Here is a 15,823-nt window from a genome sequence, read left to right as displayed (position 1 = left end):
CCGTCCTCATACGACAACGTGAACGTATAAGGGCGTGCCGGGACGCCGTCGCGGGCCGGAACCGTGCCCGCCCTGCGCTCAAACTCCAGGTCTTTGAGCGGGTAGCGCTTCAGGCCGGTCGCGGAGGCCTCATCGGCTTCGAACATGCCCCCGGAGGCGGGGAAGACCCGCACCCCGCCCTCAGTCTCCAGGAATGACAGCCCCAGGCTCATCCCCGCACCCAGGCCGTGCCGGTCCACCCCCGCTGCCGCCAGCTGCTGGTCATACGACAACGCCACCGAGGCGTCCAGACCCGCACGCCCGCCGAGGGTGACCAGCGGCAGGCTCATCCGCCACATGCCCGTCCGCTCATCCAGCGCACCTGCGGCCGCATCACCCAGCGGCACCGAACCCGACACCGGCGCCGGCACCCCGCCCGGCGTACCGGCAGCCACGGCCGACACCACCGGTACCGCCGACACCCCCATCACCACAGCCGTCGCCAACGCCACCCGGCGCAACGACCGCCACCGCAAAACGCCACCAGCGTCCCGCTGCGTGACCAAACCGGCTCCGACAGGCAGGGAGGGGGGCATAGAACAACCTCGGTGAGAGACGGCGGAACACACAAACGTGTCTCGCAAGTCAACCCGCCCCTCCGCCACGGCAGGCACCCACCAAATGGCCACCACTGAGACTGGGACACTGTAAGGAAACCGGCCATACCGCGCCGGGGCGAATCGCAGTCCGAATCTCCGGGGCGCCCATGGCTTCGAGACTGTCGAGGTGCTGACAGAGCTGAGTAATCACCTCGTGAGGAAGGTCCCGGCCGCCTCGTTGTCCTCGGGTTCGTCCGGCAGGTCGTCAGGCCGTAGTGCGAAGGTGTCGCAAAGCCCGTGCAGTGGCTGGCCCGGTTTGGTCAGTCCCAGCGCTCGCATCCGCGACTGAACCCGCCTTACTTGCCGGACCACGTTGAGGTGGGTGTGGCCGCTGATCTCGCCCTGCTCGGCCAGGAAGACGAGCCGGTTGAGGAAGAGGGTCATGTCATCCCGAGCAATGGACCGGATGTCTTGTTCGTGGTCGGGACGGTGGATCCGCAGGCTGGTCGAGAGCTGACAGAGTTGATATCGGACTGAACGCATCGTCGGGCATGCTTGCCCCGCCGCCGAGGTAGGCGGTTACGGTCGTTTCGTACGTGGTCGCCGCGCGGCAGCAATTGGCGCACGCATGGTCCGCGCGTCGACGCAGCCGCCCCAGCGCAGCCGTCCCGCGCCGTCGGCTGGACTCGAGGGGCGAGGGTCGGGGCCCGCCGCCGCGGCCTGGAGTCCCCCCGGCGTGGTGATATGTGCCTGCACCTTGTGCGTTTTTCGGGGCCGCACCGCAGGAGCCCTATGCAGCGCGGTGTGCTTTATCCGGGGACACCCGCAGCCGCGCCTTTGCCGGAAGGGGCCGGCCGGTGGACTGGCGAGCGTGTTCCAGGGGCCCGTCGCACAGCGCCTGCAGGATGGGGCCGGGCTCGGTGTCGGGGGTGAGGGTGAGGTCGAGGTGGGCTTCGGGATGGCGGGAGGAGCCGGTCATCCGTGCGCGGGCATGGTGGACGCCGGGCAGGTGCCGGGCGTCGGCTGTCATAGCGTCGCTGAGGGCCCTCTCGTTCAGTTCCACTGCCTCCACGGGTTCGGCGCCGACGGGTGTGGGGCCGGGATGGGCGCGGCGCAGTTGTGCCAGCAGCCACCACAGGGCGAGCAGGACGACGATGGCCAAAACGGCGATGACCGCAGGCCACCACCATCCCTCGTCGACCCAGCGAGTGCGGTTGGCGTCATCGAGGAGGACACCTTGCGCAGTGGTCAGGGGCCAGCCGTCGGGTGGTGTCATGTGCCAGTGCCGGTAGAGGTCGAGACTGCCTGCCAGGATCAGGAGGCCGGTGCCCAGCAGGACGATTCCGGCCAGGGCCAGCAGGACTCGGTTGCCTGCGGATTTCCTCTTCATGGGATCCCATCCCTGTCTCTCGCTCGGCGGCAGGCATGCCCAGGCGTGGGCTACTTGCGGCGTGGGCGCACTTTGACGGTGAGCCGAGGTGGACGCGCGAGGGCGAGCCGGTCGAGTTCCGCCCGGAGAGCGACCAGGAGGTCGGCCTTGACGGCGGCGGGGGCGCGGTAGCGCACGTCCGCGCGCGCCCCGATGCGGTTGTGGAGGATCCGGATCCTGGCGGCGCTGACACCGGGGACGTGCATCGCTGCATCCCGCAGCAGGAGTTCTGCGCTGGAGCGGTCCAGCACGGCGTGCGTCTGGGCGTCGGGGGTTTTCAGGGGAAGCTTGTGGCGCAGACCATGGGTAAGTGCCATGACCAGCATCCAAAGACCAAGGACGGCGATGACGGCGGCACCGACCTGTACCCAGATGTCATGCAGTGGGCGGGTTGCCAGTTCATCGGCCAGGCGCGTGCGCCAGGCCGCGGCAGTCTGGCCGGCGCGGACCCTGACGACGTCGAATAAGAGGATGCCTGCCACGGCCCCGATGAGCAGGGCCGTTAGCGCGGCGGGTATCCGGCGCGCGGACCAGGGGCGGGGAGTCGGCCGGCCTTCGGCCGCAGGCTGCTTGGCCAGTGGGGAGGTCACCTCGTCGGCCGCGGTGAGCTGCTCCGTTGCGGCTGGAGGTTCTTGGTCGCGTTCCATGCCGGCTCTCCTTCCCGGGGGGGGAATGCGCTCCGGTTCAGTGCACGCGCCGGGGTTCCCCGCCGTCGGCGGAAACCAGGTGCTCGATGGCGAGGGTCACCTCGGTGACGCGCATCCCGGTGAGGTGGGCTACCCGCTCGCTGATGTAGTGCTGCACCTGCCGGGAGGCGGTGGCGAGGTCTGTCGGGTAGGGCAGGTCAACAGTCAGCCTCAGCCGCGCAGAGCCGCTGCCGATGGTCGCGGAGGCGTGCGGAGCCGCCAGTTTCGCGCGGGCGGCCGAGGCGCCTGTGTGCGTGGCCAGTGCCTCCTTCGCGGCGCGGGCCGCGATGCGGGCGACCACCTTCTCCGGAATCACGGTGGCACCGCGCTCGGCGGGCGGAAGGGCCGCCGCCTGGGTGGGGGCCGCCGCGCCGGGCAGGGCAGCGCCGGGCTGCGTTGTCACTGCCGGTCCCGGGAACGGGTGAAGTCGGACATCTCGAGGTCACCCTGAATCATGAGGCCGATGATCAGGCCCACCAGCCCCAGGAACGCCACGAGCAGGAACGCCCAGAAGCCGCCGAAAAAGGCGGCGAAGCCCAAGGCCATGCCGGTAAGCAGGCCCACGATCGCTGCGTTCATCTCACTCACCCGAACTTTCACGTCGGTCGTCTTTCGTCCCGGTGGCCGTGCCGGGTCGAGGGGTCACTGCACGCGGCCCGCGGTTTCGTCGTCGTCCTCCTCGTCGGGCAGGTGGACGTCGTCGACGGCGATGTTCACCTCGACGACTTCAAGGCCGGTCATGCGCTCCACAGCCGTGATGACACTGGTGCGGGCGTCGACGGCGATGTCCACGATGGCGACGCCGTACTCCACGACGACGTCGAGATCGACGGCGGCCTGCCGCTCACCCACCTCGACCTTCACGCCGCGGGACACGCTGGGACGGCCGCCGGGAACCTTGTCCGTGACCGCCCCGAGCGTGCGGGCCATGCCTGAGCCGAGGCTGTGGATGCCCGGCACCTCACGGGTGGCCATACCTGCGATCTTTTCGACCACGCTGTCGGCGATGGTCGTCCGGCCCCGCGTCTCAGGCGGGGCCCCGGCTCCGGCCTGACCCGCGAGGGCCTTACCCGCAGAGCGTGGCGTCTTCCCGCCCGCGGTGGGGTTGACGGTGTCCGACATGAGGACCTCCCCATGATGTCGATCCGGGCGCGCCGGTGCGGTGCCCTCATGTTTTAGACACACCGCACGGACATTCCTCACGCTCGCAGCCGTACCATCGATGAGGGGAGACGCGGGCCGCGATTCTGCGGCAGAAAGCGGGCGGCCGATGCGCAACCGGACGCGCCCCCCTCTCCTGGCCAGCACAGATTTCCCCCTGCCGCTGGGCTCAGTGCCGGCCGTCGCCGTTGTAGCCGATCAGGACACTTCCATCGGCCTGGACGACGGTGTGCTGGTGGTATGGGCGTGCGAAGGCGATGAAGAGGCCTTCGCCGTTTTGGTCCGGCGGCACAGCAGCCGCTTGCTCGCCCTCGCCCAGCATCTGCTCGGCAACCGTGCGGACGCCGAGGACGCGGTTCAGGACGCCTTCCTCAGCGCCTGGAGACAGCTGCCGGAATTCCGGCACGGCGCCTCGTTCGCCACGTGGATGTACCGCATCGTGACGAACCGCTGCCTCAACACCTTGCGCAGCCCGCCCCAGCCGCTTCCCCTGGACACCATTTTGGATCCCGCTGCCGCCGACGCGGGCAGCTCACCACCTCGAGTGGCAGAGGCCGACGCAGCCACAGCCGCCCTGATGCAAGCGCTGCTGGAACTGCGCCCCGAGCTTCGCGCGTGCTGGGTCCTGCGGGAACTGCACGGCCTGCACTACGACGAAATCGCCCACGTGCTGGGCAGCAGCGAACAAACGGTACGCGGCAGACTCGCTCGCGCACGACGCATACTGATGGAGGCGATGCGCCCATGGCGCTAGAAGACCCGCACCTGGCCTCCGGCGACCAGCCCGAAGGCGTGTGCGCCACGAGCGCCGAAGCACCCTTGCGCGGACAAGCCAACATGCTTGCCGGCGCGGAGTTCCTGCCCTGCGGACGCCACCTGGGCCGCGCCTGGGAACAAGCCCGCACCCCCGCCGGCACGACAGATCCGCACACCAGACACTGCCCCAGTTGCCGCGAAGCCATCGAAGGGCTGAGAGCGCTGGACCGGGCCACCCGTGCTCTGCGCGCCCAGGAACGACCCGACAGCCACAGCCTCGCCAACCGAGTCACCAGCGCGGTCCGCGCCGAGGCACGGCTGGGCACCCTGCTGCGCCTGGCCGACCCCGATCACGACCTGCGCATCGCAGAAAGCGCCAAAATTCTGCGCCGGGCCGCCGACACCGTGCCCGGCGCCCGCACAGCCAGCTGCCGTCTGACCCCGTCCAACGGCAACCGCGCCCTCCATGCCGTCGCCATCTCGGTCGCGGCCAAGCTCGACAAGCCGTTGCGAGAGCGCGCCGAAGCGGTACGCCAAGCCGTACTGCACGCAGCCGAGCATGTTCTTGGTCTCGCCGTCACCACCGTCGACGTAGAAGTCAACGCCGTGCTGGAGCCCTCCCGCGTACCGAGCGGCGAAAAGGCTGAGCTGAGCGAAGGATGACCGCATCCCCACCGGGAGGACAGCCAGCGAACCGGCCGAAGCAACCGTCGCCGTTCCCGGCGTAGCCGCTCGCCGCTCACGCCGCACACCACGCGACAAGCGCAGGAACCGCCCCTCGCAAGTCGGCGGGCAAGCGCTACATCCTGCACGCTGACGACCGCGTCGTCGATGTCCGTCACGTGCCGGTCCAGGCGCCGCAGCCACGGGTCCGCACGCCGAATGATGCGACGCGCTCGCAGGGAACAACCTTTCGCTTGCGCCAGTGAGGTGCCCCGAAGTTTCCGCACAGACGTCCAATAGGATTGCCTTGAACGGAAAAGAGGACGCAAGAGTGGCACCACCGAGGTACACCCCGGAGTTTCGGGAAGAAGCTGTCCAGATTGCACTCCGGTCCAGCAAGACTGTCGCTGAGACAGCCAGAGAGCTGGAACTGAATCCGGAGACGCTACGTGGATGGGTGAAGAAGTACAAGAAACGGCATGAGCCGCCCGCCGACGCCGATCTGTCGGTCAGCGAGCGTGCACGGCTGACAGAACTTGAACGCCGCATTCGCGAAGTCGAGATGGAGAACGCCTCCCTGAAAAAAAGCCGTAGCCGCGGACGGCGGCACACTGGCGGAGTTCCCCGCGGGACGGGCCGCGTACGTGCGGCGGTTCGGGTGACCATGCACGGATAGCGTCCCATCTGAACCCCTTGTGGAGGGACCGCGCCTGATTCTGCGCCGCCGGCGGGAGAAGGACGTCTCCCCGTTCGTCCCGATCAACGCCGATCCGGAGGTGACGCGTCGGACCGGCGACCCTCCGTGCGGAACGAGATGGCCACCCGCGCCGGCAGGGCGAGGTGATCGAGCGGACGGGGGACGGAAGGGTTCGGTTGTTCAGGGAGGCCTGGGACAGGGCGCCAGGGGGCGTGCGTGGAAAAGGCCGGCGCGCAGCCTCCTATGCATCTCGAACTCACGCACCTCTTCGTACATGTGCTCATATGGCCGTGTCGTCGCTCGGGAGTAGGTGACCCGACCTCATACATGGGTGTGACAGTGACGGATTAAGCCGTTCGAAAGCCGGGCCAGCCCCGAACTGCGCGGCGGCCACCTACACGCCTCCTGTGCAACCCGCCGAACGGCCCAGCCTTCGCATTGCCTCCGCAGAAATGACTACATATGGCCATACTCTCGTCCTGTCATCCGAGAGCGCTCCGTTTGCCGGCTCGTCCGGGCATCTGCCATACGCCTGTCCGTGCGAGCGGGGCGTGATGCCATTCCGCTTCTCATTTCTGGAGAAACTATGCGCGTTGCCGTGACCGGTGGTGGTGGTTTCCTTGGGTCGCACCTGTGCGAGGCGCTCTTGCGGCGCGGCGACTCGGTGGTGTGCCTGGACGATTTCTCGACGGGCGACCCCGAGAACATCACTCACCTCCTGTCCGACCCGGCCTTCGAATTCCGGCAGGCCGACGTGAGCGTGTCCGTGGAGGTCACCGGCCGAGTCGACGCCGTTGCCCACCTGGCATCCCCCGCCTCCCCACCCGACTACCTGCGCCGACCGCTGGAGACCCTCGCGGTCGGCAGCCGCGGCACCGAGAACGCCCTGCGTCTTGCCCTGCGCCATGACGCCCGCTTCATCCTCGCGTCAACAAGCGAGATCTACGGCGATCCCCTGGTCCACCCCCAGGAGGAGGCGTACTGGGGCAACGTCAACTCCATCGGCCCACGCAGTGTCTACGACGAGGCGAAACGATACGCCGAGGCGGTCTCCGCCGCTTACCACCGCACGCACCGCCTCAATGTCGGCATCGCACGGATCTTCAACACCTACGGCCCCCGGATGCGTCCGCACGACGGCCGTGTGGTGTCCAGCTTCGTCACCCAGGCCCTGACCGGTGAACCGCTCACCATCTACGGCGACGGCAAGCAGACCCGCAGCTTCTGCTTCGTCGACGACCTGATCCGCGGCCTCGTAGCACTCCTCGACTCGTCCGAGATGGGCCCGTTCAATCTCGGCAACCCGGTCGAGTGCACCGTCTCCGAGCTCGCCGAGATCGTGCTGGCGATGACCGGCTCGGCCTCTGAGGTGAAGTACCACCCGCTGCCAGTCGACGACCCGGTCCGCCGCCGCCCGGTGATCACCCGCGCCCGCGACGTACTGGGCTGGGAGCCGGAAATCGACATCACCGAGGGCCTGCGTCGGACCGTCGCGTACTTCGGCGCCCGCCCCGACCGGCTCACCGCGTCAGCCGTAGCGATCCGGGGCGGCCAGAGCGAGACGGTCCCACTGGCCGCCGTGACGAGCCCCGCCACCGCGCCGCAGACGATCCCCCGCCCAGCTGACGTCTCGCAGGTGGCGGCCATCACCGCCCCCGGGGCGTCCGCCTCGGGAGGCTGACCTCCGCGCCGCGGCCCGACGGTGTCCCCAGCACCGCCGCGCTACCTACTCTCCCGCACCCTCAACGGCCGCTGTCGCACTGCCTGGAGAACACGCCATGACGTCGTTGGAGCAAGGTCCCGTCCATGGGACCGGCGCCGTCCAGGACCTCCCACTCCCTTCCCTGGCGCCCGGTTCACCGGAGGAATGGGATGCCCTGGGGGAGGAGATCCGAGCCCTGTCGAACGGTGTAGTGGCCTCCATCGGCCCGGATGGACCCGTCTTTGCGAGGCCGGCACGCGGGCTCACCACCTGCCGCTCCAGTTTCGTGCGGGCGTTCTCGCGCTTCGATCGGTTCCTCGTCGTGCTGCTGTCCCTGGGCTGGATGGCCTGCCTGGTCTGGTTCTGGGCCTGGTGGCTCCAACCGTCCCACCGCATCGGCTGGCTGGGCCTGGTCATCAACAGTGCTCTCCTGCTGTACCTGACCTATCTGCCGGTGCACTTCCTCGTCGCGTTGGTTCGGATGCGGCGCTTCGACCCGGCTGTCGAGGTGCCGGCGCTCCGGACCGCATTCGTGGTCACCCGCGCCCCGTCCGAGGGCTGGGACATCGCCCGGACCACCCTGGAGGCGATGCTCGACCAGCACTTCCCGTACGCCTATGACGTCTGGCTGTGCGACGAGGACCCTGCCGAGGAAATCGTCGACTGGTGCCGGGCCCACGGCGTCTACGTCTCCTGCCGACGCGGCCGTACCGATTACCACCGGGCCGAGTGGCCCCGGCGAACGCGGTGCAAGGAGGGGAACCTGGCCTTCTTCTACGACCACTGGGGTTACGCGTACTACGACGTAGTCGCCCAGCTCGACTGCGACCACGTCCCGGGGGCCAGGTACCTCGCTGAGGTCGTCCGCCCCTTCGCCGATCCGGCCATCGGCTACGTCGCGGCCCCCAGCGTCTGCGATTCCAACGCCCACGAGTCCTGGGCGGCCCGGGGCCGACTGCAGCGCGAGGCCATGTTCCACGGGCCCGTCCAGCTGGGTCACTCCGCCGGCCTCGCCCCTGTATGCATCGGGTCGCACTACGCCGTCCGCACTCAGGCGCTACGAGATATCGGCGGTCTCGGCCCGGAGCTTGCCGAGGACTTCTCGACCACCTTCCTGCTCTCCTCGGCCGGCTGGCAGGGCGCGTTCGCGATCGACGCAGAGGCGCACGGCGAGGGCCCTCTCACCTTCAGCGCGATGATCACCCAGGAGTTCCAGTGGTCCCGCAGCCTGGCCGTGATGCTCCTGGGCATGCTGCCCCGCCATCTGAGCCGGATGCCCCTCAAGCTGCGGGTGCGCTTCGCCGCAGCGCTGATGTACTACCCGCTCCTGGCCGGGGCCACCATCGCCGGCATCCTGCTGCCGCCGATCGCCGCTGTCACCGGCGCTCCGTGGATCAACGTCAACTACGTTGAATTCCTGGCGCACTTCTGGAGCATGTCCGTCTGGCTGATCCTGCTGACGCTGCTCTGCCGCCGCCGCGGTCTGCTGCGCCCCAAAGACTCTCCGATCTTCAGCTGGGAGATCTGGCTCTTCGGGCTCTCCCGCTGGCCCTATGTCGCGTGGGGCGTGCTGGCCGCGGTGACGCAGAAACTGCACCCCCGTCAGATCACCTTCAAAGTTACGCCGAAGAAGCGAAACGGCCTGGAGCCGCTCCCGCTACGCGCCGTCGCCCCGTACCTGCTGATCACGATGTTCCTGTCGGGCTCGGCTCTGGTCGGCCAGTTCACCGGCCCCGCCGTCGGCTACGTCTTCCTGTGCATCCTCGGTTCCGCCTCGTACACCGCCGTGACGCTCGCGATCGGCGCGCTGCACGTCAAGGAGACCGCACGCGCGACCGGTGTCTCCGCCTTCCGCGCACTGCGCACAGCCGCGCTGCCGCTCTTCGCCGGCCTGCTGGCCCTGCTTCCCCTGGCGCTCGCCGTAGCCGTCTTCCCCACCTATCTCACCGGCTTCTACGCCTGGTGACGGCCCGAGCGGCCGATCGAGAAAAGAGGGTTCCGTGCCCCAAACCGTCCTGGTCACCGGCGGCGCCGGTTTCATCGGCAGCCACACCTGCGTCGAGCTCCTCCACTGCGGCCACGAGGTCGTCGTGCTCGACGACCACTCCAACAGCTCCCCCGAGGCCCTCGAACGCATCGCGAAGATCGCGGGTCGGCCGATCGCCGCGGCCCACACCGCGGACATCCGTGACCGGCGGTCCCTGGACGCCGTCTTCACGAGCCACCCGATCGACGCGGTGATCCACTTCGCCGCGAAAAAGGCGGTCGGCGAGTCGGTGCGGATCCCGCTCGCGTACTACGACATCAACGTCGGCGGCACCACAGCCCTGGTCTCCGCGATGCACGACCACGGGGTGCACCGAATGGTCTTCTCATCCTCCTGCTCGATCTACGGCGACACGACGACCGTGCCCCTGACCGAGCAGTCCCCTGCCGCGCCGACCAACCCGTACGCCACCACCAAGTGGACCTGCGAGCAGATCCTCGCGGACATGTGCCGGCACGTGCCCGAACTCCGGGTGCTGGCGCTGCGTTACTTCAACCCGGCCGGCGCCCACCCCACCGGGCTGCTCGGCGAGGACCCGCGCGGCGTGCCCAACAACATCATGCCGTTCCTCACCCAGATCGCCGTGGGCCGCCGCGACGAGCTGAAGGTGTTCGGCGACGACTACCCGACTCCCGACGGCACCGGGGTGCGCGACTACATCCACGTCGTCGACGTAGCCGAGGGGCACCGCTTGGCTCTCGACCACATCGACGACGAACCCGGCATGCGGGTCTTCAACCTCGGCACCGGGCGCGGCGCGTCCGTCCTGGAGCTTGTGCGCACGTTCCAAGAGGTATCGGGGCGTCCGGTTCCGTACCGCGTCACCGGGCGCCGCCCCGGCGACGTCGCGAAACTCGTCGCCGACCCTGCGAAGGTCACCGCGGCCTGGGGCTGGAGCGCGCAGCGCGATCTGGCCGCGATGTGCCGCGACGCGTGGAACTTCCAGCAGCAGAATGCGTACGGCTACGCCCCCTGACATACCCCCTCTCCGGGCCTCCGCGTCCAGACAGGAGAACAGCGCATGCAGCTCACCGTCATCGGTACGGGATACCTCGGAGCTGTGCACGCTGCGTGCATGGCCGACATCGGACACGACGTCCTCGGCGTGGACGTCGACGTCGCAAAGATCACAGCCCTCTCCGAGGGCAGACCACCCTTCTACGAACCAGGCTTCGACGACGTCCTGATCCGGACGCTCGCCTCCGGGCGCCTGCGCTTCACCACCAGCCTGCGCGAGGCGGCGGCGCACGGCGAGGTCCACTTCGTCTGCGTCGGCACCCCACAGCAGGCCGGCTCCCAGGCGGCCGACCTGCGGTACGTGGACGCCGTCGTCGACGGACTCGTGCCGCACATGCCCGCCTCGTGTCTGGTGGTCGGCAAGTCCACCGTCCCGGTGGGCACGACCGCGCGCCTGACCACCCGCATCGCGGGTCTCGCCCCGGCGGGGGTGCGGGCCGAAGCGGCGTGGAACCCCGAATTCCTGCGCGAGGGCTACGCGGTCGAGGACACACTGCGGCCGGACCGGCTCGTCGCGGGCGTGACCAGCCGAGGGGCCGACGAGACGCTGCGCCGGGTGTACGCACCGATGCTGGAGGCGGGTGTCCCGTACATCACCACCGACCCACACACGGCCGAGCTGGTGAAGGTCGCGGCCAACTCCTTCCTCGCCACGAAGATCTCCTTCATCAACGCGATGGCCGAGGTCTGCGACGCTACTGGCGCGGACGTGGTTACCCTCGCCGACGCCCTCGGCCACGACACCCGGATCGGCCGACAGTTCCTGAACGCCGGTCTCGGGTTCGGCGGCGGCTGCCTACCCAAGGACATCCGGGCGTTCACCGCCCGCGCGCAGGAACTCGGCGTCGGTCCGGCCGTGGCGTTCCTCGACCAGGTCGACGAGATCAACAAACGCCAGCGCACACGGACCGTTGCACTTACCCGTCAGATGGTCGGCGGCGACCTCACCGGCCGCCGGGTGGCCGTCCTGGGCGCCACCTTCAAGCCGAACAGCGACGACGTGCGCGACTCGCCGGCGTTGGCCGTCGCGACGGAACTGCACAGGCAGGGCGCCGATGTTCGCGTCCACGACCCGGAAGGCGCCACGAACGCACGGCGCGCCCACCCCGAGTTGCACTGCAGCTCGGACCTGCTGACGACTTGCCAGGGCGCGGAGCTCGTCCTCCACCTCACCGAGTGGCGCCAGTACCGCGAGCTGGACCCGGTCAAGCTGGCCCGCGTGGTCCGCGATCCGGTGCTCATCGACGGTCGGAACGCGCTCCCCCGCGACCAGTGGCGGGCCGCCGGCTGGACAGTCAAGGCGCTGGGCCGCCCCGCGTCGTCGGAGCGGCCGTCCGATGAGGTCGGGGACCCCCTGCGGGCGACGATCGCGTCCCCGGCCACCGAGCCGGGCCGTAGCGCGGCGATGGCCGCCGCGTTGCCGACCAGCAGGGCATAGACCCGCCTACGGGGACATCGGCTCTGCCCTGCTCTCACGGGTCGGCTCCCCGGGGGGTTACGGCGCTCGACTCAGTCGGCGGCGCGCGGCTGGGCGGCCCCTACCGTCAGCTCCTGCGGGACCCGGTTGCCGAAGTAGTCGGCCGGTCCCAGGTCGACACCCAACGCCTGCGGGCCCAGGCCGACAGGCGCCTCATCCTCGCAATGCGGCACCAGGTTCCCGGCGCCTCCCCGGTCGGTGACAGGGGCGGCCAGACCACGCAGGCACGGATCGTGGCTGGAGCCGGTCGGCTCACCGTCCAGCATCTCCTGGCGCGAAGCGGTGCGCCAGCTGCCCAGCGTCGTATAACGCTGGGCGCCCCACCACAGAGACCAAGGGCCCGTGCTGAAGTAGTCGTTGCCCTGGAGCCGGAGCGTACTGGGGCCGTACGACGACTGCGCCTCGATCAGGGGGCCGCCGTCGGTGGCGAAGATGTTGTTGAGGACGCGCACACCGACCATGCCATCCTGCAGCCGCAGTGCTGGAGGCCGGCTCCCCGCAGCTTCAGCGGAGGGCAGGCCAGTCGTCCGCATCACGACCGTGTTGTGGTAGATGTCCAGGTTCTTCATGCGGGTGCCGTAGGCGACGATGCCGCCGTACTCGGGCAGTTTCCGCGAGTCGTCCCAGCTCATGTTGAAGCGGACGATGTTGTTCATGTGGGCGCCGGTCGGCCGGTTGGAGTAGATGAGGAAGCCCGGCCCGTCGTTGCCGTACGCCAAGTTGTACTGCATGACCGAGAAGGACACGTTGTTGTCGAGGCCGAATCCGCCGCCGTCGACCCGTGAGCCGGTGCGGTTGCGGTACGACCTGTTGTTCTCCAGCACCACTCGGGTGGCGTCGTACACCCAGATGCCCTCGGGGCCCTCCTCGGCGCTGGCGGCGGACCTCGAGCCGTTGTCGTAGGCCACCGAGCGCATCACCTTCGCATCACGGACGCTACCGAGCACGATGCCGCTGCCGGTGTTGCGCTTGTCGATCTCCGGGTTGCCGGCGTTGGAGTATGCCTTGATCCTCTCGATCCGGAGCCCTTCGTGCGCGTAGGCAGGGCGGTCGACGTCGAACTCGCGCCCGTAGAAGACGAGTCCGGCCTCAAGATTGTGATGAACGGAGACGCCGGTGATCCGCACGTTGCTGTAGCCCGCGACCGCGTCCTTCTCCACGCCGACGCTGATTCCGTTCTGGAAGCCTCTCGCCTCCACGTTCGTGATCCTCACGTGGTCGAGCCGCCGGGTACCTGGGAGGCTGCTACGGAAGGCGATCCCGACCCCTTCTCGCAGCGCCTTGCGGTCGCCGACCAGCGAAACGTTCCTGATCTCCACGCCGGCGGTGTTGCGCACGGTGATTCCGGACGTGCCGCGCGGCGCGATCGTGGCCCGGCCGACGCCGTACGACTCGATCACAACCGGCTCTGCCGGGCTGCCCGCCTCGCCTTCCTCCAGGGTGACGCTGCCAGGGAATCGCTCGCCGCCCTTGAGCCGAAGCCGGTCACCAGGCCGGAAGCGCACCCCATTCGCATGGTCGAGGGTCCGCCAGGGCTTCTCCGGCGACAGGCCGTCGTTCTCGTCGTCGCCGTCGGGGCTCACATAGAAGGTGTACGGCCCACCGGCGGCTGGGCGGGCCGGCCGGTAGACACCAGGGACGTCGCACCCTGTCAGCAGCAGAAGCAATGCGGCCGAAACTCCAGCGGCGGTCCTTGTCGTCCGGCTTCGCTTCACCGCGTTCAAGCGCACCCCTTTGCGTTCCCGTGCCACATCAAGCACACAGCGCAACAGGCTGCCAGAAAAGGGGCAGGCGAAACGCCGACGACGGCGCGGCATCCGAGTCACGTGTGCGCCTTCGTCCGTGCCTGTGATCCACTCAGTCGAGATCGTTCGTTGCCCGGGACACTGGAGAGCCGACGGCCCGGCCGGCTGAGGTGGTCGGCTCGGGCGATCGTGACCAAGCAATGTTCACGACTTGTGAGTCGGCCTCGGGGCGCGCGACAGGTACCTTCCCGCCCCGGCCCAAGGTGACCAGTCGTCGCCCAGCTTTCCGGCGACCACGTCCCGCAGTCCTGGGTTGCGCCGCAGCAGGCAGGGCCTGGGCCGCCGGGCGTCGTCCCAGGCCCGGCCGTCGGCCGTGGCGTCCCGGTACTTCTTCCGTCCTCCGTGCCGGCCGGCTTCCCGGCTGACCGTGGACGGCGCACGGCCCAGCTGGGCGGCGATGGTCCGGAACGACTCCCTGGCGCCAGGCCGCGGGAGATCTCCTCCCGCCCGGAGAGCGTCAAAGTGCCCGGGAGCCCGGGTGCGCGGGGCGGGCACGAAACGCCGCTGGCGGCGATCACGCCGTGAACCGATCCGGGTACCCTGCCCTGGGCACGACCGATATCACTCAGCGACTGCCCCTCCTTCCAGCGTCGCCACACCTCGCGCTTCTGCCCGTCCGACAGCCCTGGCCGCCCGGTCCTCGCCACCCGCAACACCTCCGGCACCTGTTTTACCTGGGGTGTTGCACCGACCGGTTGAATCCAAGGCCTCCTCGGGCGGACTGGGAAGCCCACCCGCCTCCCCACGTCCAGCGCCTTCGCGCAGCACGCCGGCACCGCTCCCATCGAGATCGCCAGCGCGGACCGTGCACGTCACCGCCTGTCCCGACGCGGGCACCGCCAGCTCAACGCGGCACTACACACCGTCGCGATCACGCAGATCCGCATGCCCGGCACGCGGGGTCAGGCCTACTGCCAGGCAAAACTCGCAGAAGGAAAGACGTCCCGTGAAGCGCAACGCTGTCTCAAACGCCGACTCGCCGATCACGTCTGGCGCACTATGATGACCGACGATCACCGACGAACCCGGATGACGGGCCCAGGAGGACAGACGGGCGACTACAAAATCCAGCACGGCTCGCCCAGCCCCGACGGCCGACTCTTCGGACAAGTCACTTCCTGGACCCGCCGGAAGCGAGCCTACGCCACCACCCCATGCGGCTTGACAAACACAGAGGCACCCAAGGGCACCGACCTCTCAGCCCACACCCGCGATGGCCTCACCACCGTTGCAGGGCTGATTGAAGTCGCGGTGATTAAGTGTTATTGCTGGTCTTGTGTCCTGAACATGAAAGGGAGTTGCTCGTAGGCAACTTCTGGAAGTGATGCTGTGCGGAAGATGAAGGTTTTGTGGCCCTTCAGAGCCGCCCTGTGGGGGGAGGCTCTAAACCGCCTCATGCTGCGTTAGTCAATGACTGTCGTGGTGAGCGATGAGGAAAAGGCGTCGTAAGAGGCGTCAGGTGGGGACCGGGAAGACGAACGCAAGTGAATCGCTGCTGACGTGTCGAAAAACAAACAGACGGCATCGAAACCGGGGTGAGATACCAGAACTCCGGGATGAGCCTGGCGGGTGCCCGCTTATTGGCCAGGTGGTGTCCGGCATGTAGGCGACGTGAATCCGGTCTGCGGCTTCCGCATGGAACAGGAGAAGGCAGGACCGATACCGCCCGCCGACTGGCGGGCGAGAGGGAGTGCCCCAAGCAGCAGCCACTGAGGTTTTCTCGACGAAATTCATCGCCAGGCGTTGTTGAGGACGAGGGCGGCTTTGGTGATGGCGCCGATCCGGCCGGGGCTGAGCGTGACGCG

General features: G+C 68.7%; 16 protein-coding genes. 8 read left to right on the top strand and 8 right to left on the bottom strand.

Features of this window, described 5'->3' with window-relative positions:
• The 7 genes from AC07DW_RS30235 to AC07DW_RS30205 all read right to left on the bottom strand — a co-directional run.
• On the bottom strand, positions 1 to 491 hold a 491-nt coding region (locus AC07DW_RS30235), incomplete at its 3' end, for a hypothetical protein (RefSeq protein ID WP_478860868.1).
• Positions 492 to 785: 294 nt separating this feature from the next.
• Positions 786 to 1,022 (bottom strand): hypothetical protein, encoded by a 237-nt coding sequence (locus tag AC07DW_RS30230; RefSeq protein WP_478860867.1) that lies wholly within the window; start codon positions 1,020 to 1,022, stop codon positions 786 to 788.
• A 346-nt stretch (positions 1,023 to 1,368) separates the two neighbouring features.
• Entirely contained in the window at positions 1,369 to 1,968 is a 600-nt protein-coding gene (locus AC07DW_RS30225; protein ID WP_478860866.1) for an Asp23/Gls24 family envelope stress response protein, read from the bottom strand.
• A 50-nt stretch (positions 1,969 to 2,018) separates the two neighbouring features.
• Positions 2,019 to 2,654 (bottom strand): DUF6286 domain-containing protein, encoded by a 636-nt coding sequence (locus AC07DW_RS30220; protein ID WP_478860865.1) that lies wholly within the window; start codon positions 2,652 to 2,654, stop codon positions 2,019 to 2,021.
• Between the two features lie 37 nt (positions 2,655 to 2,691).
• Positions 2,692 to 3,096 (bottom strand): Asp23/Gls24 family envelope stress response protein, encoded by a 405-nt coding sequence (locus AC07DW_RS30215; RefSeq protein ID WP_478860864.1) that lies wholly within the window; start codon positions 3,094 to 3,096, stop codon positions 2,692 to 2,694.
• A complete protein-coding gene (locus tag AC07DW_RS30210; protein WP_478860863.1) occupies positions 3,093 to 3,272 on the bottom strand; it encodes a hypothetical protein in 180 nt (59 codons plus the stop codon). The genes AC07DW_RS30215 and AC07DW_RS30210 overlap by 4 nt, the downstream gene beginning before the upstream one ends.
• A gap of 63 nt (positions 3,273 to 3,335) precedes the next feature.
• On the bottom strand, positions 3,336 to 3,815 hold the full coding sequence (locus tag AC07DW_RS30205) for an Asp23/Gls24 family envelope stress response protein (RefSeq protein WP_478860862.1): 480 nt from the start codon (positions 3,813 to 3,815) through the stop codon (positions 3,336 to 3,338).
• Positions 3,816 to 3,963: 148 nt separating this feature from the next.
• Between AC07DW_RS30205 and AC07DW_RS30200 the strand changes: the two genes are divergently transcribed.
• The 7 genes from AC07DW_RS30200 (at position 3,964) to AC07DW_RS30170 (ending at position 12,174) form a co-directional block, all read left to right on the top strand.
• On the top strand, positions 3,964 to 4,608 hold the full coding sequence (locus AC07DW_RS30200) for an RNA polymerase sigma factor (protein WP_478860861.1): 645 nt from the start codon (positions 3,964 to 3,966) through the stop codon (positions 4,606 to 4,608).
• Positions 4,599 to 5,273 carry a hypothetical protein gene (locus tag AC07DW_RS30195; RefSeq protein ID WP_478860860.1) on the top strand — a complete coding sequence of 225 codons (675 nt, stop codon included), beginning with the start codon at positions 4,599 to 4,601 and terminating at the stop codon, positions 5,271 to 5,273. The genes AC07DW_RS30200 and AC07DW_RS30195 overlap by 10 nt, the downstream gene beginning before the upstream one ends.
• Positions 5,274 to 5,535: 262 nt before the next feature.
• Complete coding sequence (locus AC07DW_RS30190) at positions 5,536 to 5,949, top strand: transposase (protein ID WP_478860859.1); 414 nt, start codon at positions 5,536 to 5,538, stop codon at positions 5,947 to 5,949.
• A gap of 607 nt (positions 5,950 to 6,556) precedes the next feature.
• On the top strand, positions 6,557 to 7,651 hold the full coding sequence (locus tag AC07DW_RS30185) for a UDP-glucuronic acid decarboxylase family protein (RefSeq protein WP_478860858.1): 1,095 nt from the start codon (positions 6,557 to 6,559) through the stop codon (positions 7,649 to 7,651).
• A gap of 97 nt (positions 7,652 to 7,748) precedes the next feature.
• Complete coding sequence (locus AC07DW_RS30180; protein WP_478860857.1) at positions 7,749 to 9,638, top strand: glycosyltransferase family 2 protein; 1,890 nt, start codon at positions 7,749 to 7,751, stop codon at positions 9,636 to 9,638.
• 34 nt (positions 9,639 to 9,672) lie between these two features.
• A complete protein-coding gene (gene galE, locus AC07DW_RS30175) occupies positions 9,673 to 10,695 on the top strand; it encodes a UDP-glucose 4-epimerase GalE (RefSeq protein ID WP_478860856.1) in 1,023 nt (340 codons plus the stop codon).
• Between the two features lie 45 nt (positions 10,696 to 10,740).
• Positions 10,741 to 12,174 carry a UDP-glucose dehydrogenase family protein gene (locus tag AC07DW_RS30170; RefSeq protein WP_478860855.1) on the top strand — a complete coding sequence of 478 codons (1,434 nt, stop codon included), beginning with the start codon at positions 10,741 to 10,743 and terminating at the stop codon, positions 12,172 to 12,174.
• 71 nt (positions 12,175 to 12,245) lie between these two features.
• Here AC07DW_RS30170 and AC07DW_RS30165 read toward each other — a convergent pair whose 3' ends face one another.
• Positions 12,246 to 13,796: a right-handed parallel beta-helix repeat-containing protein gene (locus AC07DW_RS30165; protein ID WP_478860854.1), complete on the bottom strand. Its 1,551-nt coding sequence runs from the start codon at positions 13,794 to 13,796 to the stop codon at positions 12,246 to 12,248.
• A 921-nt stretch (positions 13,797 to 14,717) separates the two neighbouring features.
• Here AC07DW_RS30165 and AC07DW_RS30160 point away from each other — a divergent pair.
• Entirely contained in the window at positions 14,718 to 15,326 is a 609-nt protein-coding gene (locus AC07DW_RS30160) for a transposase (protein WP_478860869.1), read from the top strand.
• The last annotated feature ends 497 nt before the right edge of the window (positions 15,327 to 15,823 follow it).

The sequence above is a fragment of the Streptomyces sp. NPDC045701 genome (genome assembly GCF_056432045.1).
The sequence above is the reverse complement of the archived record's forward strand: the minus strand, read 5'-3'. Positions and strand labels throughout refer to the sequence as shown.